Below are 20,533 nucleotides of genomic sequence, written 5' to 3'. Positions count from 1 at the left end.
CCCCCGAGCCGATACGGTGACCGGACATCTCGGACAGGAGAAGGACGCCGATGGACGACGCCGCGCAGCCCAGCACCGCCCGCATGATCGACTTCTGGCTCGGTGGGGAGCACCACTTCCCGGTCGACGTGGCGGCGGCCCGGGCCTTCGAGGGGGCGTACGGGCCGTGCGCCCCGCTGTTTCGCGACCTGCGGGCGTTCCTCGGCCGGGCCGTGCGGACGATCGCCGCCGCTGGGGTCGACGCCTTCCTGGTCTTCGGCGCGGGCGTGCCCACCCGCGGCAACGTGCACGAGGCGGCGCCGGAGGCGACGGTGCTCTACACCGACGTGGACCCGGTCACCGTCGGCCTCGGGCAGCGGATCCTGGCCGGCAGCGACCGGGCCGGCTACGGCTTCGGCGACGCCACCGATCTCGCCACGGTCGACCCCGCGCTGCTGCGCCGGTTCGTGCCGGGGTGGGGCCACCGCCCCGTCGGCGTGGTCTTCCTCGGCCTGGCGGCGTTCCTCGACGACGCGACGCTGCGGCGCACCCTCGACGACCTGTACGCGGCCACCGCCCCCGGCAGTTTCCTCGCCGTGGACTTCGACAGCGAGGAGTTGGCGGCGTATCCGCAGGCCCTGGCGATGATGGGCCCGACGTTCCGGATGCGGCCGCCCGGGGCGTTCGGTCCGCTGCTCGGCCGGTGGACGCCGACGCCGGAGGGCATCGTGCCGGTGACCCGGTGGCGTCCCGACGGCCCGCCGGCGGACCTGCCGGACGCCTTCCACGGCGGGCTCGCCGTCCGGCAGGCGGCCTGAGACGCGGCTCCCGCAGCGCCCGGTGACGCGCCCGACGGGGTTCGGGGTGACCGGGCCCGTCGGCGGGCCGGAGCCCCTCCGTATGATGCTTGCCCTACAGCAAGAGTTGTCGGAGGGTGATCATGCCGGAGGCGTCCGGAACGGTGTCCCGCGCGCTGCGCGAGGCGCCGCCCGACCGGTTGGCGGAGGCCGCCGACCGGGCCATCCGCGCTGCTCTCGGCGCGTCCCGGACCGACGTGTTCGTCGCCGACTACCGCATCAGCGGCCTGTGGCCGGTGCTGGACCCGGACCTGCCCGACGCCGGGTTCCTCGCCTGTCACGGCGTGGCGCAGCGCTGCTTCAGCAGCCAGCAGCCGGTCCTCGACAGCGGGGACGACGGCCGCTGCCGGGTCTACCTGCCGTTGACGGTGTGGGGCGAGCGCCTCGGCGTGCTCCTGGTCGAACTGCCGGCCGCCCCGGCCGCGTCGACCGTGGAGGCGGCCCGGGACATCGCCGGCGAGCTGGCGCTGGCGCTGCGCGCGGCCGACCGGGGGACCGACCGGTACCGGCGGGCCCGCCGCCGCGAGCGGCTGAGCATGGCCGCCGAGATGCAGTGGGACCTGCTGCCGGGGCGCAGCGTCACCCACGGCGCGTTCCTGCTGGCCGGGCAGCTGGAGCCGGCGTACACGGTGGGCGGCGACCATTTCGACTGGTCCGTCGACGGGGACCGGCTCGCGCTGACCGTGCTCAACGGCGCGGGCACCGGCCTGTCGGCGTCGCTGCTGACGGCGGTGGCGGTCAACGCGATGCGCAACGCCCGCCGCTCCGGCGGCGGCCTGGTCGAGCAGGCCGAACTGGCCTCGGACACGGTCTTCTTCCAGCACCGCGGCGAGCGGCACGTGGCGACGCTGCTGCTGGAGCTGGACGCCACCGACGGCCGGGTCCGGGCCGTGGACGCGGGCTCGCCCCACGTGCTGCGGCTGCGGGGCGGTTCGGTGCAGCGGGTGCCGCTGGAGCAGCAGCTGCCGCTGGGCATGTTCGCCGAGACCCGCTACGAGGTGCAGGAGTTCACCGTCGAACCGGGCGACAGACTCTTCGTGGTCAGCGACGGCGTGTACGCGGCGGCGCCGGGCGGCGGTGAACCGTACGGCGAGCGGGCCATGGCGCGCTCGATGCGCGCGACGCGCTTGCAGCCGGCGACGGAGGCAGTTGGTACGGTGATGCGCGGGCTGCAGTCCTATCACGCCGACGCCGATCTGCGTGACGACGCGGTGGTCGTCTGCCTCGACTGGCGCGGCCGGGCCGGTGGTCCGGGCGGCGGGGCGCGGTGACGGGGCGGTAGCGGGACACGGACATCGCAGGGGACGTCGGGTGGAGCAACCGGATCTCGCCGCGGCGATCGACGCCGCAGCCGAGGCGCTCGTGCGCGTGCTCGACCCCACGGGCTCCCGGCACCAGATGACGGTGTCCCCCACGCAGCTGCGGGTGCTGTCGCTGCTCAGCGCCCGTCCCCGCACCAACGTGAACCGCCTCGCCGAGCTGCTCGACGTGGTGCCGTCGTCGGCGAGCCGGCTGTGCGACCGGCTGGAGGCGATCGGGCTGCTGCGCCGAGTGGCCGACCCACGGGACCGGCGGGAGGTGCGGCTGGTGCCCACGGCGGCGGCCGAGGCGCTGCTGCGGGAGCTCACCGAGCGCCGGCACCGGGCGGTCCGCGCGGTGCTGGAGCGGATGCCGTCGCGTACCCAGCACGAGCTGCTGTTGTCGCTGCTGGCATTCGGTCAGGCGGCGGCCCCGACGCCGGCGGCGGTCCAGCCGGAGCCGGGCACCCGGACGGCCTGAGCGCGCCGCCACCCGCGACGATCGCCGCGACGTGAGCTGAGCCACAGTGACGTGACCACCCCGGCGAGGCGAACGCGGGCCGGCGGGGGCCGGAGCCAGGCCCGATATAGTGGCAGCGCAACTCACCGGCCCCTGATCCCGCGATCGGGGGCCGCACCAGGGGAGGTCCCAGCCCGGGATCCGAAGGCGCCGGCGGGGGCCGGCCCGGCAACGCGCACGTCCCTCCGCAGCGCCCGTTCGGGCGCCGGACCGTGCTGCGAGGGGAGGTTCGGTGTCGCGTCGGCCGGCGGGGGCCCCGCCCCCGGATGAGACCCGCGGCCCGGGTGCCGCGCCGACCGGGGACCGCGTCCTCACCCTGCCCAACCTGATCAGCCTCGTCCGGCTGCTCGGCGTGCCGCTCTTCCTCTACCTGCTGCTGGTCGCCCGCGCCGACGTGGCCGCGCTGGTGGTCCTGGCGCTGGGGGGCACGACGGACTGGGTCGACGGCTGGATCGCCCGCCGCCTGCGGCAGGTCAGCCGGCTGGGCGAGCTGCTCGACCCGTTGGCCGACCGGCTCTACATCCTGGCGACCCTGCTGGCGTTCACCGCCCGCGAGGTGGTGCCGTGGCAGTTCACCCTGGCGCTGCTGGCCCGGGAGCTGCTGCTGCTGGCCTCGCTGGGGGTGCTGCGCCGGCACGGGTACGGGCCGCCGCCGGTGCACTACGTCGGCAAGACCGCCACGTTCCTGCTGCTGGCCGCCTTCCCGATCCTGCTGCTGGCGCACGCCACGTCGGCGGCCACGGCGACGGTGGCCGGCGCGGTCGGCTGGGGGCTGGCCTGGTGGGGGCTGGTGCTGTACTGGGCGGCCGGCGCGCTCTACGTGGTGCAGGCGGCGCGGCTGGTGCGGGCGGTGCGCTCCCCGGCGGCGGGGGCGGCGGCGTGACCGGCCCGCTGCGGAGCCGGCCCGACGCCCCGCAAGGCGACAGCCCGGCGTCCCGGGTGTACGCGCCGGACTTCCTCACCGAGCTGTTCCGCAATCCGCTCGACCCGGGCTACGCCGACGCGGCGGCCCGTCGTCGGGACACGCCGCCGTCGGGGTGGCGCGGCCGGTCGGCGCGGTCGGTCAGCGTGGTGGTGCTCGTGGCGCTGGGGTTCCTGTTCGCGGTGGCGTACCGGCAGACGATGGCGGAGGAGCCGGGGCGCAGCAAGGCGCGGGCGGACCTGGTGGCGCAGATCAAGGAACGCGAGGCGGAGACCGACGAGATGGCGGCCCGGGCCGACCGGCTGCGGGAGGAGGTCGGCCGGCAGCGGGACGCCGCGCTCAGCGGCTCGCAGGCGTCGCGGTTGCGGCGGCTGGAGGCGGGCACCGGCCTGGGGCGGGTGCGCGGGGACGGCGTGGTGGTCCGGCTGGCGGACGCGCCGCCGAAGGGCGACGGGTCGGTGACCGGCTCCGAGGGCGGGCCGCCGCGGGTGCTGTACACGGACCTGCAGAAGGTGGCCAACGACCTGTGGGCGGCCGGCGCCGAGGCGGTGGCGATCAACGGCCAGCGGTTGACGGCGACGTCGACGATCCGGTCGGCGGGCGCGGCGATCCTGGTGGACTTCCGGCCGGTGACCGGGCCGTACGAGGTGTCGGCGATCGGGCCGGGCTCGCTGCGCGACCGGTTCGACGACAGCCGGGCGGCGTTCCTGATGCGGGAGCTGGTGAACTCGGTGGGGCTGTCGTTCCAGGTCCGGGAGGTGGAGGACCTCACCCTGCCGGCGGCGCCGGAGCCACGGCTACGCTACGCCGAGCCTTCGGTCAGTCCGAGCCCGTCCGCGTCGGGTTCCGGCGGCGTCGAGGGTTCGTCCGGTCCTGAGCCGTCCGGCTCTGCTTCGTCTCCCAGTCCTTCCGGAGGTGGCCGATGATCGCGGTGCTGGCGTTGCTCGCCGGGGTGGTGCTCGGGGTGTACCTCGATCCCACGGTTCCCGCGGCGTTGCAGCCGTATCTGCCGATCGCGGTGGTGGCGGCCCTGGACGCGGTGTTCGGCGGGGTGCGGGCGAAGTTGGACCGGATCTTCGACGACAAGCAGTTCGTGGTGTCGTTCATCTCGAACGTGCTCGTGGCGGGTCTGATCGTCTACCTGGGTGACCAGCTGGGCGTGGGTGGGCAGTTGTCCACCGGCGTGGTGGTGGTGCTCGGGGTGCGCATCTTCGGCAACGTGGCGGCGATCCGTCGCCACCTGTTCCGGGCGTAGGCTCGACGGCGATGAGCGAGGAGCAGACCGAGACGGGCACGGGGTGGCCGCAGCCTGCGGTGCCGGGCCGGCGCACGGGGCCGGATCCACGGCCGGGCGCGCCGGACTCCGACGAGACGTCGCCGCTGAGCCCGCAGGGCGAGCCCCCGGGCCGGGAGTCGCCGCCGCCGGGGGACCCGGAGTCCGGCGACACGGCGACGGTGGACCTGTCGTCGGTGACCCCTCCGGCCGCTGCGACGCCCGCCGCGCCGGCCGCCGTGGCGCGCCGCTTCACGTCGGCGGGGGCGATGATCGCCCTGCTGCTGGGCCTGCTGGGGTTCACCCTGGTGGTGCAGCTGCGCACGACGTCGACGGATCCGACGTCGGCGGCGACGCGGCAGGAGGACCTGGTGCGGATCTTCTCGGACCTGGATTCGCGGGAGAAGCGGCTGCGCCAGGACATCGAGGCGTTGGAGGAGAGCCAGCGGCAGTTGCGCTCCGGTGAGCAGGGCCGGCAGGCGGCGTTGCAGGAGGCGACGCGGCGGGCCGACGAGCTGGGCATCCTGGCGGGGACGCTGCCGGCGCGGGGCCCCGGGTTGAGCGTGCGTTTCGAGGCCGGGGCGAAGCCGATCTCGGCGTACCGGGTGCTGGACGCGGTGCAGGAGCTGCGGGGCGCGGGCGCGGAGGCGATGCAGATCGCCGGTGGCGACGGCTCGGCGGTGCGGATCATCGCGTCGACGTACTTCCTGGACGGATCGGGTGGGGATCTGGTGGTCGACGGGCGTCGGCTGTCGGGTCCGTTCACGATCACGGTGATCGGTGATCCGACGACGATGGCGACGGCCTTGAAGATTCCGGGCGGGGTGGCCGCGTCGGTCGCCGGTGACGGCGGTAACGTGATCGTCGAGGATCGTGAGGTGGCCGACGTGTCGGCGCTGCACGCGCCCGTGAAGTTGGAGCACGCCCGTCCGGTCTCCTGACCGGTGCGGCCCGCGCCGGTCCGCCGGCGCACCACTGGTCGGCACGACGATGAAGGACGCGTCTGGTGATTCCCGAGGATCTGCGGTATACCGCTGAGCACGAGTGGGTGGCGGGTGACGGTTCGGGCGCGGTCCGGGTCGGCATCACGCACTTCGCACAGGACGCCCTGGGTGACATCGTCTTCGTCCAGTTGCCCGAGGAGGGCGCGGAGGTGGCCGCGGGCGACTCGTTGGGTGAGATCGAGTCGACCAAGAGCGTGTCCGAGATCTACGCCCCCGTCAGCGGGGTGGTGGTGGCGCGGAACGACGCGTTGGTGGACACTCCGGAGGTGATCAACTCCGACCCGTACGGTGCGGGTTGGCTGGTGGAGATCACGCCGGGTGATCCGGCGGCGGTGGACGGGCTGCTGACCGCCGGGGCCTACCGCGAGCTCACCGAGAGCTGAGTGCCCGTTGGGCGTGTGGTGTTCGTGCCGCGCGTCCGGTTGCCCTGCATTTCGGCGCTGGCTAGGCTCGCCCAGTCGACCGAGAACCCATAAGTTGAGCGTTGCGGAATTGCCTTTCCGGGCACGGGGAGCCAGCCGCCGGGTGTGCTGCCCGGCGGCCAGACCCGAATCACCCGACGCCGACGCGAAACAGATCCGTGAGGTGGTCCCATGACGCGGCCAGACGACGAGTTCCCCCCACTCGACGTCACTTCGACGCTCAATCTCGGTTCGCTCGACGAAGTGCTGGAGGGGCCGGACACCGATGTGGTGCCGAGCCGGATGTCCGGTTCGTTGCCGCCGGGAATGGCGCTGCTGGTGGTTCGTCGGGGCCCGAACGCGGGCGCCCGGTTCCTGCTGGACCACGACGTGACGACGAGTGGCCGGCACCCGGACAGCGACATCTTCCTCGACGATGTGACCGTGTCGCGTCGGCACGCGGAGTTCCACCGGGACGGCGGGACGTTCACGGTGCGGGACGTGGGCAGCCTGAACGGCACCTACGTCAACCGGGAGCGGGTCGAGGCGGCCACGTTGAGCAATGGTGACGAGGTGCAGATCGGCAAGTTCCGGGTGGTGTTCATCGCCGGTCCGCGCCCGGAGGAGGAGGCCGGCCGGGGGTGAACGAGCCTGCGGCCTCGACGCCGCCCGGGGCGGCCCGCGCGCAACCGCTGATGAGCATCGGCGAGGTGCTGGGGCAGTTGCGGGTGGAGTTTCCCGACGTCACGATTTCGAAGTTGCGGTTCCTGGAGGCCGAGGGCCTCGTCGAGCCGCAGCGCACCGCTGCGGGCTACCGGAAGTACAGCTGGGACGACGTGGCGCGGTTGCGGTTCGTGCTGACCGCGCAGCGTGACCAGTACCTCCCGCTGCGGGTGATCCGTGAGCAGCTGGCGCAGTGGGACGCGGACGACGGGCCCGCGCCGGCGCGGCCGACGCTGGTGGCGGTGGGCCCGGGCGGTGAGGTGCCGGGTCGTTCCGCGCCGGCGGATCAGCCGGTGGATGCGGCCCAGGTGCGGTTGGGTCGGTCCGACCTGGTCGCGCGCAGCGGGATCGACGAGTCGACGTTGGGCGAGTTGGAGCGGCTCGGGGTGTTGGTGTCCGATCCGCCGGGTTGGTACGACGGCGACGCATTGATCATCGCGCGGGCGGTGGCGGGTCTGGCGGCGTACGGGCTGGAGCCCCGGCACCTGCGGGGTTACCGGACGGCGGCGGACCGGGAGGTGGGTTTGTTCGCGCAGTTGGTGGCGCCGTTGGTGCGGCAGAGCGACCCGGCGGCGCGGGCGCGGGCGGCGGAGACGGCCCGGGAACTGGTGGCGTTGTCCCAGCAGTTGCACGCGGCGTTGGTGCGGGTGGGGCTGCGGTCGACGTTGGGCCGGTGATCGTGGTGGTGTGCGCGCGGCCCGGGCGTCGGCCCGGGCCGCGCGGCGTCTGGCGGGCGCGATGGGCGGGGCCGGCTTCCGGGGGCGTGTCGTAGGCTTGCCGGGGTAACCCCTTCTCTGGCGCGGGGCGTGCGGGTAGCGCATGGGATGCGCGTGTCGCGGCCCGTGTACCGTGCAGGGAAGGTCGCGGTACGGGCGTAGGTGACAACGACACGGAGGCGGCGGTGCGCGAGCTGAGCGTGGTCGGGGTTCGGGTGGAGCTGCCCAGCAACCAGCCGATCGTCCTGCTGCGGGAGGTCGAGGGGGATCGCTACCTGCCGATCTGGATCGGTGCGGTGGAGGCGACGGCGATCGCGTACGAGCAGCAGGGGGTCAAGCCGGCCCGGCCGTTGACGCACGATCTGCTGCGGGACGTGCTGGCGGCGTTGCAGGCGCCGTTGCGGGCGGTGGAGATCACCGAGTTGAAGGAGAACGTCTTCTACGCCGACCTGCTGATCGGTGACAACGGGGTGCGGGTGTCGGCGCGGCCGAGTGATTCGATCGCCCTGGCGTTGCGGGTCGGCGCGCCGATTCGTTGTGCCGAGCAGGTCCTCTCCGAGGCGGGGATCGTGATCCCGGACGAGCAGGAGGACGAGGTGGAGAAGTTCCGCGAGTTCCTGGAGCAGGTGCGTCCGGAGGACTTCGCGGGCTGACCCCGTTTCCCGACCCACCGGCGTGCTCACTGAGGGTGACCGGCCGGAGCGTCGGTGATCTTTGCCGTGGCTGCGCGGCGTGTCGCAACCGTTCCTGCGCGGTAACTCCTCAAGGGCGCTATAGGGTTGCCGTGTCGAGGGGTGCACGTCCCGGATGCGACGTGTCACCGCACTGGCGGGGAGGTTGGTCCGGATGCACGAGCCGCGAGATCCCGAGCCTGGCACGCAAGCGCAGGAGACGGGTGTGGTGCCGGCGGGGCCGGCGACTGAGGGTGACGGTGCGGTGGGCTACCGGGGTGTGACCGCGTGCCACGCGGTCGGCATCACCTACCGGCAGCTGGACTACTGGGCGCGCACGACGCTGGTGGTGCCGAGCGTGCGGGACGCGTCGGGTTCGGGGACGTCCCGGTTGTACTCGTTCCGCGACCTGGTGGTGTTGAAGGTCGTGAAGCGTCTGCTGGACGCCGGGGTGTCGTTGCAGAACATCCGCAAGGCGATCGAGGCGCTGCGCTCGCGCGGCGTGGCCGACCTGGCGGGGATCACGCTGATCTCGGACGGCACGACGGTCTACGAGTGCCGGTCGCCGGAGGAGGTGGTCGACCTGTTGCAGGGCGGCCAGGGCGTGTTCGGCATCGCCATCGGCGGCGCGTTCAAGGAGATCGAGGGCTCGTTGTCGCACCTGCCCGCGGAGCCGGCAGAGCCGGCGGCCGGGGCGGCGGGCGACGACGCCGTGCAGGACGAGTTGGCGGCGCGCCGGGCGCGCCGCCGGGCGGGCTGACCCTCCGGCGGCCGGCGGCGCTGGTCGGGCACTGTCCCGGGCGGTCCGGTTTGGTGGGGACCGTCGTGTGTGTGTGCTCACGGGACATGTCGGGTCGGGTTGACAGCTTTTGGGTTGCCAGGAATCCTATGGGGCGGCCTTTGCGGCTCGCTGCGGGCACGTCACCGTCGGTGAGTGCGGTGGCGAGCCGCGGCCGGTGGACGGGACGACCCAGGGTGTGGCGACGGCGCCGCCCGACGATCGGATTTGAACCGAAGTGCAGACTGACAGTCAGGCCGGCGTGACCCTGGTGGACGTCGGCGGACCTGCCCTGGGCGGCTCCGGGTGCCCGGTGGCGCACGCGCCCGGCCCGCTGCCGTCGCCACCGCCCGCGCCGGCCGGCGACGTGCTGGCGGAGGCGACGGAGTTCCTGCACCTGTTCCACGCGGAGCGGCGGCTGCCCGGGGTGGCCGCGCGGATCGCGCAGGTGCGGGAGGAGATCGCCGTGACCGGCACGTACCGGCACACCCGGGAGGAGCTGACGCACGGCGCGAAGGTGGCGTGGCGGCAGTCGGTGCGCTGCGTGGGCCGGGTGCGGTGGGCGGGCCTGCGGGTGCGTGACCGCCGGGACGTGACGACGGTGGCGGGGATCGCGCAGGAGCTGGCGCGGCACCTGGCGGCGGCGGACAACGGTGGCCGGATCCAGTCGGTGATGACGGTGTTCGCCGCGGACCGGCCGGGGGTGGGGCCGCGGGCGCGGATCTGGAACGACCAGCTGATCCGCTACTGCGGCCACCGGGTTGCCGACGGGTCGGTGCTGGGCGATCCCGCCCAGCTGCCCATGACGGACGCGGCGCTGGCCCTGGGGTGGCGGCCGCCGCCGGCGCCGGGCCGGTTCGACCTGTTGCCGTGGGTGATCGAGACGGCGTACGAGGATCCGACGCTGGTGCGGGTGCCCCGGGACCTGGTGCGGGAGGTCGCGCTGACGCACCCGGCGTACCCGTGGTTCGCCGGGTTGCGGCTGCGGTGGCACGCGGTGCCGGTGATCAGCAACATGCGGTTGCGCGTCGGCGGGGTCGACTACAGCTGCGCGCCGTTCAACGGCCACTATCTCAGCGACGAGATCGGCACCCGCAACATGGGCGACCGGGACCGCTACGACCAGCTGCTGCCGGTGGCCCGGGGGCTGGGGCTGGACACGTCGCGGGAGGACACGCTGTGGCGGGAACACGCCGCGTTGGTGATCAACCAGGCGGTGTTGCACTCGTTCCGTCTGGCGGGGGTGCGGGTGTCCGATCCGCACACCGAGTCGGAGCTGTTCCTGCGGTTCTGCGCGCAGGAGGAGCGGGCGGGGCGGCCGGTGCACGGCGACTGGTCGTGGCTCAACGGCAGCGTCGGCTGGGCGGCCCTGCACGCGGTGCACCACCGCTACTACGACCCGGGGGTGCCGAACCCGAACCTGTGGCCGACGCCGCGGGCGTACGGAGCGGCCGGCGCGCCGGAGGCGACCCTGCGGGCGCGTCACGACGCGGCCCGCTGGCGGGAGGACTGAGAATGGACGTCGCGGCATTGCGGCAGAGCTGGGCGCAGTTGCGGGTGGCGGGTCCGGAGGCGGCGAAGTACTTCTACGCGACGCTGTTCACCATCGCGCCGGAGGTGCGGTCGATGTTCCCGACGAACATGCGCTACCAGGAGGACAAGCTGCTGGCGGCGTTGGGGCACATCGTCAGCCACGTCGACGACGAGCGGGAGCTGGCGGGCTTCGCCCGCCGGCTGGGCGCCGACCACCGCCGGTTCCGGGGCGAGGACCCGCAGGGCCGGACGGTGCCGCTGGGCCAGGGGCACTACCACTGGGTGGGCCAGGCGTTGCTGGCCACGTTGGAACGGTTCCTCGGGCCGCAGTGGACGCCGGGGCTGCGGGCGGACTGGGCGACGGCGTACGAGGTGGTGTCGGGGTTGATGCTGGCCGGCGCGGCGGACGCGGACCGGTCGTCGCCGCCGCTGTGGGAGGCGCAGGTCCTCGCGGTGCAGCGACGCCGCGCGGACCTGTGCGTGTTCACGGTGCGCCCCAACTACCTGTGCGAGTACCTCCCGGGGCAGTCGCTGCCGGTGCAGGTGCCGCAGTTGCGGCTGTGGCGGTACCTGTCGCCGGCCAACGCGCCCCGCCCCGACGGCACCATCGAGTTCCACGTGCGCGCGGTGGGCCGCTTCTCGACGCACCTGGTGCGCCGCCTGCGGGTGGGGGACCAGGTGCTGCTGGGCTCGCCGACGGGCGCCGCGCTGGCGGCCTACGACCGGTCGCCGCAGCTGCCGTTGCTGCTGGTGGCGGGCGGGACGGGGCTGGCGCCGTTGCGGGCGGTGGTGGAGGCGTTGCGGGCGGGCCCGGGGCGGCCCACGACGCTGGTGGTGGGCGGCCGGACCCCGGAGGACCTCTACGACGACGCGTCCGTGCGGGAGCTGGCGGACGCGACGGGCTGGCTGCGGTACGTGCCGACGGTGCAGACCGGTTGGGGCTGGTCGGGCGCCGTGGGCACGGCCGGCGACACGGCGGTGCGGCTGGGGCCGTGGGAGGAGGCCGAGGTGCTGGTGTGCGGCAGCCCGGAGATGACGCGCCAGACGATCGGGGCGCTGCTCGGGGCGGGGGTGGCCCCGCACCGGATCCTCGCCGAGGCCTACGACCACTGCCAGTACCCGCCGCTGGCCGGCGGGACCGCCGCGGCGGCGGTGCGGGACTTCAGCGCGACGGGGGCCCGATGAGCGTCGACGCGGGTGACCACGGCGGCACGGCCCGGGTGGTGGGCACGTTGGCGGCCCGCCGGTTCCGGGGCGGCGACTGGCTGCCGGTCGACCAGGTCGCCGACGTGGCCCGGTCGGCCGACGAGCGGATCGGGTTGCTGCACGGTGAGCTGGAGCGGCTGCGCCGGGAGAACGAGGCGCTGGTGCGGCAGGTGGAGATGCTGCGTCACGGCGCGCTGCCGAGCGCGGCCCCGCAGGGCCCGGACCCGATGGTGATCGAGTTGGCGGTGCGGGCGCAGGAGGAGGCGAACCGGACGATCGAGGACGCCGGCGCGGAAGGCGCGGAGATCATCGCGGACGCGCGGCGGCAGGCCGAGGAGATCGTCGCCGAGGCGCACCGGCGGGCGGGCGCGCTGCTCGGCACCCGCCCGGACGCGGCGGACGCCCGCGCCGAGGAGCTGCGGCTGCTGGGGCGGGTGCGTGAGCTGGAGGGCCGGCAGGCGGCGCTGGCGGCCGCGGCGCAGCAGCAACTGAGCCGGTGGCAGGCCTTCCTGGCGGGGCAGGCCGAGCAGGTACGGGCGCAGGCGGAGCACACCGCCGAGGCCGACCGGCAGTTGCGTCAGGTCCTCGGCGGGTAGGCGAGCAGCGTCACGCGCCCGGTGGTCGCCGACACCGGGCACGCCGGGGCAGCATGGACGCCGTGACGCAGACGATCGATGCGGTGGCGGGCCTGCTCGCCGAGGGTGGTGTCGTGGTTCTCAGCGGCGCCGGCCTGTCGACGGAGTCGGGCATCCCCGACTACCGGGGGCCCAGCGGCGTGGCGCGCCGGCACACCCCGATGACGTTCCAGGCGTTCACGCAGGACCCGGTGGCGCGGCGGCGCTACTGGGCGCGCAGCCACCTGGGGTGGCGCACGATCGCCCGCGCCGCGCCCAACGACGGGCACGCCGCGGTGGCCCGGTTGCAGCGCGGCGGCCTCGTCGACGCCGTGATCACCCAGAACGTCGACGGCCTGCACACGGCCGCCGGGTCGACGCCGGTGGTGGAGCTGCACGGGAGCCTCGACGCGGTGGTGTGCCTCGACTGCGGCGACCGCACCACCCGCGAGGAGCTGGACCGGCGGCTGCGGGACGCGAACCCGGGGTTCTCGGCGGCGGTGTCGGCGGTCAACCCGGACGGCGACGTCGACCTGCCCGACGCCCAGGTGGCCCGGTTCCGGCCGGTGGACTGTGCCGGGTGTCACACCGGCATGCTGAAGCCGGACGTGGTGTTCTTCGGGGAGACGGTGCCGCCGGCGCGGGTCGCGACGTGCTTCGACCTGGTGCGACGGGCCCGGGCGTTGCTGGTGCTCGGCTCGTCGTTGACGGTGATGTCGGGACGCCGGTTCGTGATCCGGGCGGCGAAACAGGGCATTCCGGTGGCGATCGTCAACCAGGGGCCCACCCGCGGCGACGGCTACGCCACCGTCCGCGTCGACGCCCCGCTGGGCGTGGTGCTGCCGGAACTGGCCGACCGCCTCGCCCCCCGCGCGTCGCCGGCCGCGCCGCGCGCCGACGCGGCGGTGACGCGCGGGTGATCCGCTGCGGGGACGACATCCGCCGGTAACAGCCGCGCTGGTAGCGTGGTCGGTGCCGGTACCCCGCGTGGGAGAGACCGCCCGAGGTGTTCGGGGCGGCGCCGAAGGGGCAGCTTCCTCCCCGGAACCTCTCAGGCAGAAGGACCACGTGGGCAGGCACTGTGGAGCGCCCTGCCCGGGGTGCGACTCAGGGGGAGGCCGACCTGTCGACCTCACCCCGGGGAGCGCCGCCCATGACCACAGAGCAGTTCGCCGCCCGCCACATCGGCCCCGACGCCGACGCCGAGCGCCGCATGCTCGACGTCGTCGGCTACGACTCGATCGACGAGCTGATGGACGCGGCGATCCCCGAGGTGATCCGCTGGCACGGCGCCCTGGACCTGCCGGAGCCGGCCAGCGAACACGACGCCCTCGCCGAGCTGCGCGAGATCGCCGGCCGCAACACCGTCGCCGTGTCCATGATCGGGTTGGGTTACCACGGCACGCACACCCCGGCGGTGATCCGCCGCAACGTGCTGGAGAACCCGGCCTGGTACACGGCGTACACGCCGTACCAGCCGGAGATCAGCCAGGGCCGGCTGGAGGCGCTGCTGAACTTCCAGACGATGGTCACGGACCTGACGGGGCTGGCCACGGCGAACGCGTCGATGCTCGACGAGGCCACGGCCGCGGCGGAGGCGATGACCCTGGCCCGGCGGGCGTCGAAGTCCCGCAGCAGGGTGTACGTGGTCGACGCCGACGCGTTGCCGCAGACCATCGCCGTGATCGCCAGCCGGGCGCAGCCGCTGGGCATCGAGGTGCGCGTGGTGGACCTGGACGTCGACGAGCTGCCGGGGGAGTTCTTCGGCCTGCACCTGCAGTACCCGGGAGCCTCGGGGGCCGTACGCGACCACACGCCGCTGGTCGACGCGGCCCACGCGGCCGGGGCGCTCGTGACGGTGGCGGCGGACCTGCTGGCGTTGACGCTGCTGCGCGCGCCGGGGGATATCGGCGCGGACATCGCCGCCGGCACCACCCAGCGCTTCGGGGTGCCGATGGGCTTCGGCGGCCCGCACGCCGGCTACCTGGCGGTGCGCGCCGGCCTGGAGCGGATGCTGCCCGGCCGGCTCGTCGGGGTGTCCCGCGACGCCGCCGGCAACCCGGCGTACCGGCTGGCGTTGCAGACCCGTGAGCAGCACATCCGGCGGGAGAAGGCGACCAGCAACATCTGCACCGCGCAGGTGCTGCTGGCGGTGATGGCCGGCATGTACGCCGTCTACCACGGCCCCGACGGGCTGCGGGCGATCGCGCGGCGTACCCGTGCGATGGCGGCGCGGCTCGCGGCCGGGCTGCGCGCGGGCGGGGTGAGCGTCGCCGACGCCGCGTTCTTCGACACGGTCCTCGCGACCGTGCCGGGCCGCGCCGCTCAGGTGGTCGCCGACGCGCAGCGGCGCGGGGTGAACCTGCGGCTGGTCGACGCCGACCGGGTGGGGGTGTCCTGCGACGAGACGACCACCCCGGCGCACCTGGCCGCGGTGTGGGCGGCGTTCGGGGTGCCCACGTTCGACGGCGACGTCGACCCGGCGTGGCCGGCGGGGCTGGCGCGCACGTCGGCGTTCCTGACCCACCCGGTGTTCGGCGCGCACCGCTCCGAGACGGCGATGCTGCGCTACCTGCGGCGGCTGGCGGACTTCGACTACGCCCTGGACCGGGGCATGATCCCGCTGGGCTCGTGCACGATGAAACTGAACGCGACCACCGAGATGGAGCCGGTGAGCTGGGCGGAGTTCGCCCACGTGCACCCGTTCGCGCCGCCGTCGCAGACCGCCGGCTACCGGGAGCTGATCGCCCAGCTGGAGGCGTGGCTGGCGGAGGTGACCGGCTACGACGCGGTCAGCGTGCAGCCCAACGCCGGGTCGCAGGGGGAGCTGGCGGGGCTGCTGGCGATCCGCGCCTACCACGCCGACCGGGGTGAGGCGCACCGGGACGTGTGCCTGATCCCGTCGTCGGCCCACGGCACCAACGCCGCGTCGGCGGTGATGGCGGGGATGCGGGTGGTCGTCGTGGGCTGCGACGACGACGGCAACGTCGACCTGGTCGACCTCGACGCGAAGATCGACAAGCACCGGGACGCGCTCGCGGCGATCATGGTGACGTACCCGTCGACGCACGGGGTGTACGAGACGGGCATCGCGCAGTTGTGCGCGCGGGTCCACGACGCCGGCGGCCAGGTCTACGTCGACGGGGCGAACCTCAACGCCCTGGTCGGCTTCGCCAAGCCGGGCCGCTTCGGCGCGGACGTGTCGCACCTCAACCTGCACAAGACGTTCTGCATTCCGCACGGCGGCGGCGGGCCGGGGGTGGGCCCGGTGGCGGTGCGGGCGCACCTGGCCCCGTTCCTGCCGGGTGACCCGTGCGGCGACGGCGGCGACGGCCGGCCGGTGATCTCGGCGGCCCGGCACGGGTCGGCGGGGATCCTGCCGATCCCGTGGGCGTACCTGCGGATGATGGGCGCGGCGGGCCTGTCCCGGGCCACGGGGGTGGCGGTGCTCGCCGCGAACTACGTGGCGGCGCGGCTGCGGGAGCACTTCCCGGTGCTGTACGCGGGCAACAAGGGCCTGGTGGCGCACGAGTGCATCCTGGACCTGCGGCCGGTGACGAAGGCCACGGGGGTCACCGTCGACGACGTCGCCAAGCGGCTCGTCGACTACGGGTTCCACGCGCCGACGATGTCGTTCCCGGTGGCGGGGACGCTGATGGTGGAGCCGACCGAGAGCGAGGACCTCGCCGAGCTGGACCGGTTCTGCGCCGCGATGATCGCCATCCGCGCGGAGATCGACGCGGTGGCCTCGGGCCGGTGGCCGGCCGGCGACAACCCGCTGGCCAACGCGCCGCACACGGCGGCGATGGTGTCGGCCGACGAGTGGCCGCACCCCTATCCGCGGTCGGTGGGGGGTTATCCGGCGGGCGTGGACCGGGCCGGGAAGTACTGGCCGCCGGTGCGGCGCGTCGACGGCGCCTACGGCGACCGGAACCTGGTCTGCTCGTGCCCCGCGCCGGAGGCGTTCGAGGACTGAGCGCGGGGGACCGGCGCGCGACGCCGGGGCGGTGCACGTGGCCGCCCCGGCCGGTCCGTCGACCTGGGGAGGGCGGCCCCGACAGCGGGGACTAGCCTGAGGTCGACGTGTGCGTCAGGTTGACGCTGGGTGAACGGTCAGGCCACGAGGGCGTGTCGGGCGGGGCCACGGTGGGGGGCGATGGTGCTGCCGTCGGGAAGGAGCTCGCCGGTGTCCTCGAAGACGATGACACCGTTGCAGAGCAGGCTCCAGCCCTGCTCAGGGAAGCAGGCGATGATCCGGGCGGCTTCCCGGTCGGTCGCTTCGGCGGAAGGGCAGGTGGGTTGGTGCTGGCACATCGGGTTCTCCGGACTGTGGGGGCACTGTGTCATGGTTCACATGACCAGTGACGCACAGTACCAAGCGACAGCGAGCCGCATCGAGCAGGTTCACGCCATGTTGCGGGGAAATCCACTGAACGGACGAGGCGGAATGGGCCGGACGGCGTGGAAGCGCTCCCACTAAGACGGGTCGACGCCCCCGCCGCCCCCACCCGCTGCCGCGACCGCCTCGCCGAACGCGACCGCCTCGAGTGGCGGCTCACCGACGGCGGCGACCCCGCCGCCCTCGCCCAGGACTTCCTCACCGCCCACGGCCTCGGCGTCGACGACCTCACCCGCCCCGCCACCCACCGCCCCGACGGCCCCTGCGGCGCCGCCCTCTACCTCTCCGCCGCCGCAGCCGCCACCATGACCGCCGCCGCACCCGGCGCACCCACCCCCGCCCCCGCCCTGCCCGACCTCGCCGTCGTCGTCTACGACCACACCGCCACCGGCCCCACCCCGCCACCACCACCCGACACCACCTGGTGGGTCGGCGACTGGACCCCCAGCTGGACCCCCCACCAGCACGCCGCCGCCGTCACCGCCGTCCGCGCCGCCATCGCCCGCGGCGACGTCTACCAGACCAACCTCGTCGGCCACGCCGCCGCCCCCTACACTGGCAACCCCCACCCCGCCCTCGCCCGACTCGCCCGCCTGCCCGGCGCCCGCTACGGCGGCACCCTGCACGGCCCCGGCTGGGCCATCGGCTGCGCCTCCCCGGAAACCCTCATCGCCCTCGAAGCCGGCCGCCTCGTCACCCGCCCCATCAAGGGCACCCGACCCGCCACCGCCGCCGGCCGCACCGAGCTGCTCACCTCCACCAAGGAACGCGCCGAACACATCATGATCGTCGACCTGGAACGCAACGACCTCGCCCGCGTCGCCGCCACCGGCACCGTCACCGTCGACGAACTGTTCGCCGTACGCCGCTGGTGCGACCTGTGGCAGGCCGAATCCACCGTCTCCGCCGCCCCCGCCGACGGCCTCGGCCTCGCCGACCTGCTCCACGCGCTCTGCCCCGGCGGCTCCGTCACCGGCGCACCCAAACGCGCCGCCTGCGACGTCATCGCCGCCTACGAACCCGTCGGCCGCGGCGCCGCCATGGGCGCCCTCGGCTGGATCGCCCCCGGCCACCTCGACCTCGGCCTCACCATCCGCACCGCCGCCGCCGACGCCCACCACCTGCACACCTGGGCCGGCGGCGGCATCACCTGGGACAGCGACCCCGCCGCCGAAGTCGCCGAAGCCGCTGCCAAGGCCCGCCCCGTCCGCGCCGCCCTCACCAACCGATAACCTCAACACATGACGATGCGCCCCATCCGGATCATCGGCGACCCGGTGCTACGCGCCGCCTGCGACCCGGTCACCACCTTCGACGCCGAACTGCGCGCCCTGGTCACCGACCTCATGGACACCCTCCTCGGCGCCCCCGGCCGCGCCGGCGTCGCCGCCAACCAGATCGGCGTGCCCGCCCAGGTCTTCGTCTACGACGCCGACGGCCACCGCGGCCACATGATCAACCCCACCCTCGAACTGTCCGACGAGACCCAGTACGACGACGAGGGCTGCCTGTCCATCCCCGGCCTCTACTTCCCGACCCCCCGCGCCCTGCACGCCACCGCACACGGCTTCGACCAGCACGGCGAACCCCTCACCATCTCCGGCAGCGGATTCCTCGCCCGCGCCCTGCAACACGAGACCGACCACCTGCACGGCCGCCTCTACGTCGACACCCTGCACGGCGACACCCGACGCAGAGCCCTCCGCGAGATCCGCGCCGGCCGCTTCGACGCACCCCGCCGCTGACCCGCCGCCACCCCCGGCCACCACGCCGGGCCCCGCCGCGTCCCTCAGCCCGACCGGGCCGTCAACGTGTACTCCCCGTACTCGGCCACCGCCGTGAAACCCAACCCCCGGTACAGCCGCAACGCCGCCACGTTGTCGCCCCGCACGTTCAACGTCACGTGCTCCACCTCACCGACCAACCGCCCACACAACGCCGCCACCACCGCCGCACCCAACCCCCGACGACGAAACCCCGGATGCGTCGTCACGTTCCCCAACGCCGCCACCCCCCACGTCGGCGAATACACGTGCACCCCCGCCACCGCGACCAGCGCCCCACCCCGACGCACCCCCACGTACCGGCCCGTGTCCAGCATCCGCGCGTCGAACCAGTTCCCCGGATACGCCGCCGCGTACAGACCCCGCAACTCCGGCAGATCCGCCGCCGACAACGCCCGCCCCTCGGCCACCACCCCCGCCAACCGGGCTCGATCCGTCAACGCCATCTTCACGTGCCCCACCCCGGCACCGACGTCGAACCCGCCAGCCACCGCCCCCACCAGACCCGGCGACAGATGCGCGTGCAGCCGCGCCGGCAACACCGGCGTCAGATCCGCCAGCAACCCCGCCAACTCCGCCCGCCCACCCGCGCCGGCGAACGCCAGCAACGTCGGCGGCACCGCACCGTGATACAGCAACGCCACCTGCCCACCACGACGAAACCACGACGTGTACGGCCAGAAGAAGTCGTCGAGATCACCCAACTCGTACGCGTGCAACGCCGGATCCCGACCCAGCAGCCGACCCAACAACCCCCGGTCGTGCTCGGCGCGCGCCAACCCGCTCAGCGGCACCCCTCGGCCGGCAGGTTCTCGTGCGCCCACCGCGCCACCGCGTCCAACGCCGGCAACACCGCCGCACCCCGCTCCGTCAGCTCGTAACTGACCCCCACCGGCGGGCCCTCCCGCACCGTCCGGCTGACCAACCCCACCCGCACCAACTCACCCAACCGGTCCGACAACACCGACTCGCTGATCCCCGGCAACGCCCGCGCCAACTCCGCGAACCCCGCCGGCCCCAGCCCCAGCGTCCCCAGCAACACCCCGTTCCACCGCTTGCCCAGAAACGCGAACGCCCGCGTCAGGCCCCGGTCACACACACGGGGAGCCTCGTCGGCAGGGGAGCGCGGCGTCATGACCCCAGGATACGTGGCACCCGCCACGACGCAGCAGCTTCGAAAAAGCTAGCTGCTACCGTAGGCGCAGCAACAAACCCACGAACCCGGAGGACACCATGACCGACACGACCACGCCCCTGATCACCCTCCACCCCGACGCCCAAGCCCAACTCTTCACCGACGCCCGCACCGCCAACACCTTCACCGACGAACCCGTCACCGACGAACACCTGCGCGCCATCTACGACCTCGCCAAGTACCCACCCACCGCCGCCAACACCCAACCCCTCCGCGTCCTCTACATCCGCCCCGGCGACGCCCGCGACCGCCTCCTCACCCACATGGCCGAAGGCAACCGCACCAAGACCGCCGCCGCCCCCGTCGTCGCCGTCCTCGCCGCCGACACCGACTTCCACGACCACATCCCCCGCATCTTCCCCATCCGCCCCGAACTGCGCGACGGCCTCGCCGCCGACCCCGCCGCCCGCGACACCATGGCCCGCTTCAACGCCACCCTCCAGATCGCCTACTGGCTCCTCGCCGTCCGCGCCGCCGGCCTCGCCGCCGGCCCCATGGGCGGCTTCGACGCCGCCGGCATCGACCGCGAATTCTTCACCGACAGCAGCTGGCGCTCCCTGCTCGTCGTCAACATCGGCAAGCCAGGCCCCGACGCCTGGTACCCCCGCCTGCCCCGCCTCGACTACGACGACGTCGTCCGCCACGCCTGACCACCCCGCC

At 74.1% G+C, this 20,533-nt stretch carries 23 protein-coding genes and 1 riboswitch; of the genes, 20 read left to right on the top strand and 3 right to left on the bottom strand.

Annotated features, from left to right (window positions below; genetic code table 11):
* Positions 1-50: 50 nt before the first annotated feature.
* From O7633_RS02955 to gcvP, 17 genes are all read left to right on the top strand, one after another.
* Complete coding sequence (locus O7633_RS02955) at positions 51-797, top strand: SAM-dependent methyltransferase (protein ID WP_282325863.1); 747 nt, start codon at positions 51-53, stop codon at positions 795-797.
* Positions 798-919: 122 nt separating this feature from the next.
* Positions 920-2,107 (top strand): PP2C family protein-serine/threonine phosphatase, encoded by a 1,188-nt coding sequence (locus O7633_RS02950; RefSeq protein WP_074476382.1) that lies wholly within the window; start codon positions 920-922, stop codon positions 2,105-2,107.
* A gap of 40 nt (positions 2,108-2,147) precedes the next feature.
* Entirely contained in the window at positions 2,148-2,615 is a 468-nt protein-coding gene (locus tag O7633_RS02945) for a MarR family transcriptional regulator (RefSeq protein WP_074476383.1), read from the top strand.
* 355 nt (positions 2,616-2,970) lie between these two features.
* On the top strand, positions 2,971-3,537 hold the full coding sequence (locus O7633_RS02940; RefSeq protein WP_282328456.1) for a CDP-alcohol phosphatidyltransferase family protein: 567 nt from the start codon (positions 2,971-2,973) through the stop codon (positions 3,535-3,537).
* On the top strand, positions 3,534-4,502 hold the full coding sequence (locus O7633_RS02935) for a DUF881 domain-containing protein (RefSeq protein ID WP_282325861.1): 969 nt from the start codon (positions 3,534-3,536) through the stop codon (positions 4,500-4,502). Before O7633_RS02940 ends, O7633_RS02935 begins: the two co-directional genes overlap by 4 nt.
* A complete protein-coding gene (locus O7633_RS02930; protein WP_007071104.1) occupies positions 4,499-4,831 on the top strand; it encodes a small basic family protein in 333 nt (110 codons plus the stop codon). The genes O7633_RS02935 and O7633_RS02930 overlap by 4 nt, the downstream gene beginning before the upstream one ends.
* A gap of 11 nt (positions 4,832-4,842) precedes the next feature.
* Complete coding sequence (locus tag O7633_RS02925) at positions 4,843-5,790, top strand: DUF881 domain-containing protein (RefSeq protein ID WP_282325860.1); 948 nt, start codon at positions 4,843-4,845, stop codon at positions 5,788-5,790.
* A gap of 65 nt (positions 5,791-5,855) precedes the next feature.
* A complete protein-coding gene (gcvH, locus tag O7633_RS02920; protein ID WP_282325858.1) occupies positions 5,856-6,236 on the top strand; it encodes a glycine cleavage system protein GcvH in 381 nt (126 codons plus the stop codon).
* Between the two features lie 210 nt (positions 6,237-6,446).
* Positions 6,447-6,899, top strand: coding sequence for an FHA domain-containing protein (locus O7633_RS02915; protein ID WP_007071101.1), 453 nt, complete (start codon positions 6,447-6,449; stop codon positions 6,897-6,899).
* A gap of 50 nt (positions 6,900-6,949) precedes the next feature.
* Positions 6,950-7,654, top strand: coding sequence for a MerR family transcriptional regulator (locus O7633_RS02910; RefSeq protein WP_282328455.1), 705 nt, complete (start codon positions 6,950-6,952; stop codon positions 7,652-7,654).
* Between the two features lie 224 nt (positions 7,655-7,878).
* The gene (locus tag O7633_RS02905; RefSeq protein ID WP_074476389.1) at positions 7,879-8,346 is read left to right on the top strand and encodes a bifunctional nuclease family protein; all 468 of its coding nucleotides are present in this window, start codon (positions 7,879-7,881) and stop codon (positions 8,344-8,346) included.
* 193 nt (positions 8,347-8,539) lie between these two features.
* The gene (locus O7633_RS02900; protein WP_178065420.1) at positions 8,540-9,124 is read left to right on the top strand and encodes a MerR family transcriptional regulator; all 585 of its coding nucleotides are present in this window, start codon (positions 8,540-8,542) and stop codon (positions 9,122-9,124) included.
* A gap of 352 nt (positions 9,125-9,476) precedes the next feature.
* The gene (locus O7633_RS02895; protein ID WP_282328454.1) at positions 9,477-10,655 is read left to right on the top strand and encodes a nitric oxide synthase oxygenase; all 1,179 of its coding nucleotides are present in this window, start codon (positions 9,477-9,479) and stop codon (positions 10,653-10,655) included.
* Positions 10,656-10,657: 2 nt separating this feature from the next.
* Positions 10,658-11,860 (top strand): globin domain-containing protein, encoded by a 1,203-nt coding sequence (locus O7633_RS02890; protein WP_282325855.1) that lies wholly within the window; start codon positions 10,658-10,660, stop codon positions 11,858-11,860.
* Positions 11,857-12,477: a hypothetical protein gene (locus O7633_RS02885; protein WP_282325854.1), complete on the top strand. Its 621-nt coding sequence runs from the start codon at positions 11,857-11,859 to the stop codon at positions 12,475-12,477. The genes O7633_RS02890 and O7633_RS02885 overlap by 4 nt, the downstream gene beginning before the upstream one ends.
* Before the next feature lie 53 nt (positions 12,478-12,530).
* On the top strand, positions 12,531-13,415 hold the full coding sequence (locus O7633_RS02880) for an NAD-dependent protein deacetylase (protein ID WP_282325852.1): 885 nt from the start codon (positions 12,531-12,533) through the stop codon (positions 13,413-13,415).
* A 58-nt stretch (positions 13,416-13,473) separates the two neighbouring features.
* Positions 13,474-13,572: riboswitch (glycine riboswitch) on the top strand.
* 76 nt (positions 13,573-13,648) lie between these two features.
* Entirely contained in the window at positions 13,649-16,471 is a 2,823-nt protein-coding gene (gene gcvP / locus O7633_RS02875) for an aminomethyl-transferring glycine dehydrogenase (RefSeq protein ID WP_282325850.1), read from the top strand.
* A gap of 137 nt (positions 16,472-16,608) precedes the next feature.
* On the opposite strand, the gene O7633_RS02870 is transcribed toward gcvP, so the two are convergent.
* Positions 16,609-16,809 carry a DUF5999 family protein gene (locus O7633_RS02870; protein WP_043969126.1) on the bottom strand — a complete coding sequence of 67 codons (201 nt, stop codon included), beginning with the start codon at positions 16,807-16,809 and terminating at the stop codon, positions 16,609-16,611.
* 147 nt (positions 16,810-16,956) lie between these two features.
* Between O7633_RS02870 and O7633_RS02865 the strand changes: the two genes are divergently transcribed.
* Complete coding sequence (locus O7633_RS02865) at positions 16,957-18,126, top strand: chorismate-binding protein (RefSeq protein ID WP_282325847.1); 1,170 nt, start codon at positions 16,957-16,959, stop codon at positions 18,124-18,126.
* Between the two features lie 9 nt (positions 18,127-18,135).
* Positions 18,136-18,639 (top strand): peptide deformylase, encoded by a 504-nt coding sequence (gene def / locus O7633_RS02860; RefSeq protein ID WP_282325846.1) that lies wholly within the window; start codon positions 18,136-18,138, stop codon positions 18,637-18,639.
* Between the two features lie 44 nt (positions 18,640-18,683).
* Here def and O7633_RS02855 read toward each other — a convergent pair whose 3' ends face one another.
* Together O7633_RS02855 and O7633_RS02850 are read right to left on the bottom strand one after the other, a co-directional pair.
* Complete coding sequence (locus O7633_RS02855; protein WP_282325844.1) at positions 18,684-19,502, bottom strand: GNAT family N-acetyltransferase; 819 nt, start codon at positions 19,500-19,502, stop codon at positions 18,684-18,686.
* A complete protein-coding gene (locus tag O7633_RS02850) occupies positions 19,463-19,813 on the bottom strand; it encodes a helix-turn-helix domain-containing protein (RefSeq protein ID WP_282325842.1) in 351 nt (116 codons plus the stop codon). The genes O7633_RS02855 and O7633_RS02850 overlap by 40 nt, the downstream gene beginning before the upstream one ends.
* Positions 19,814-19,911: 98 nt before the next feature.
* On the opposite strand from O7633_RS02850, the gene O7633_RS02845 reads away from it, so the two are divergent.
* Positions 19,912-20,523, top strand: a complete 612-nt coding sequence (locus O7633_RS02845) for a malonic semialdehyde reductase (RefSeq protein WP_282325841.1) — start codon at positions 19,912-19,914, stop codon at positions 20,521-20,523.
* Positions 20,524-20,533: the final 10 nt, after the last annotated feature.

Origin of the sequence: Micromonospora sp. WMMD712 (genome assembly GCF_029581295.1) — a bacterium.
Taxonomy (GTDB): Bacteria; Actinomycetota; Actinomycetes; order Mycobacteriales; family Micromonosporaceae; genus Micromonospora; species Micromonospora carbonacea.
The sequence above is the reverse complement of the archived record's forward strand: the minus strand, read 5'-3'. Positions and strand labels throughout refer to the sequence as shown.

Bases quoted from the DNA above. Each gene is read 5' to 3' on its own strand.
- O7633_RS02955 (WP_282325863.1), top strand. From the start codon at position 51: ATGGACGACGCCGCGCAGCCCAGCACCGCCCGCATGATCGACTTCTGG.
- O7633_RS02950 (WP_074476382.1), top strand. From the start codon at position 920: ATGCCGGAGGCGTCCGGAACGGTGTCCCGCGCGCTGCGCGAGGCGCCG.
- O7633_RS02930 (WP_007071104.1), top strand. From the start codon at position 4,499: ATGATCGCGGTGCTGGCGTTGCTCGCCGGGGTGGTGCTCGGGGTGTAC.
- O7633_RS02925 (WP_282325860.1), top strand. From the start codon at position 4,843: ATGAGCGAGGAGCAGACCGAGACGGGCACGGGGTGGCCGCAGCCTGCG.
- O7633_RS02915 (WP_007071101.1), top strand. From the start codon at position 6,447: ATGACGCGGCCAGACGACGAGTTCCCCCCACTCGACGTCACTTCGACG.
- O7633_RS02910 (WP_282328455.1), top strand. From the start codon at position 6,950: ATGAGCATCGGCGAGGTGCTGGGGCAGTTGCGGGTGGAGTTTCCCGAC.
- O7633_RS02900 (WP_178065420.1), top strand. From the start codon at position 8,540: ATGCACGAGCCGCGAGATCCCGAGCCTGGCACGCAAGCGCAGGAGACG.
- O7633_RS02890 (WP_282325855.1), top strand. From the start codon at position 10,658: ATGGACGTCGCGGCATTGCGGCAGAGCTGGGCGCAGTTGCGGGTGGCG.
- O7633_RS02885 (WP_282325854.1), top strand. From the start codon at position 11,857: ATGAGCGTCGACGCGGGTGACCACGGCGGCACGGCCCGGGTGGTGGGC.
- O7633_RS02880 (WP_282325852.1), top strand. From the start codon at position 12,531: ATGGACGCCGTGACGCAGACGATCGATGCGGTGGCGGGCCTGCTCGCC.
- gcvP (WP_282325850.1), top strand. From the start codon at position 13,649: ATGACCACAGAGCAGTTCGCCGCCCGCCACATCGGCCCCGACGCCGAC.
- O7633_RS02870 (WP_043969126.1), bottom strand. From the start codon at position 16,809: ATGTGCCAGCACCAACCCACCTGCCCTTCCGCCGAAGCGACCGACCGG.
- def (WP_282325846.1), top strand. From the start codon at position 18,136: ATGACGATGCGCCCCATCCGGATCATCGGCGACCCGGTGCTACGCGCC.
- O7633_RS02850 (WP_282325842.1), bottom strand. From the start codon at position 19,813: ATGACGCCGCGCTCCCCTGCCGACGAGGCTCCCCGTGTGTGTGACCGG.
- O7633_RS02845 (WP_282325841.1), top strand. From the start codon at position 19,912: ATGACCGACACGACCACGCCCCTGATCACCCTCCACCCCGACGCCCAA.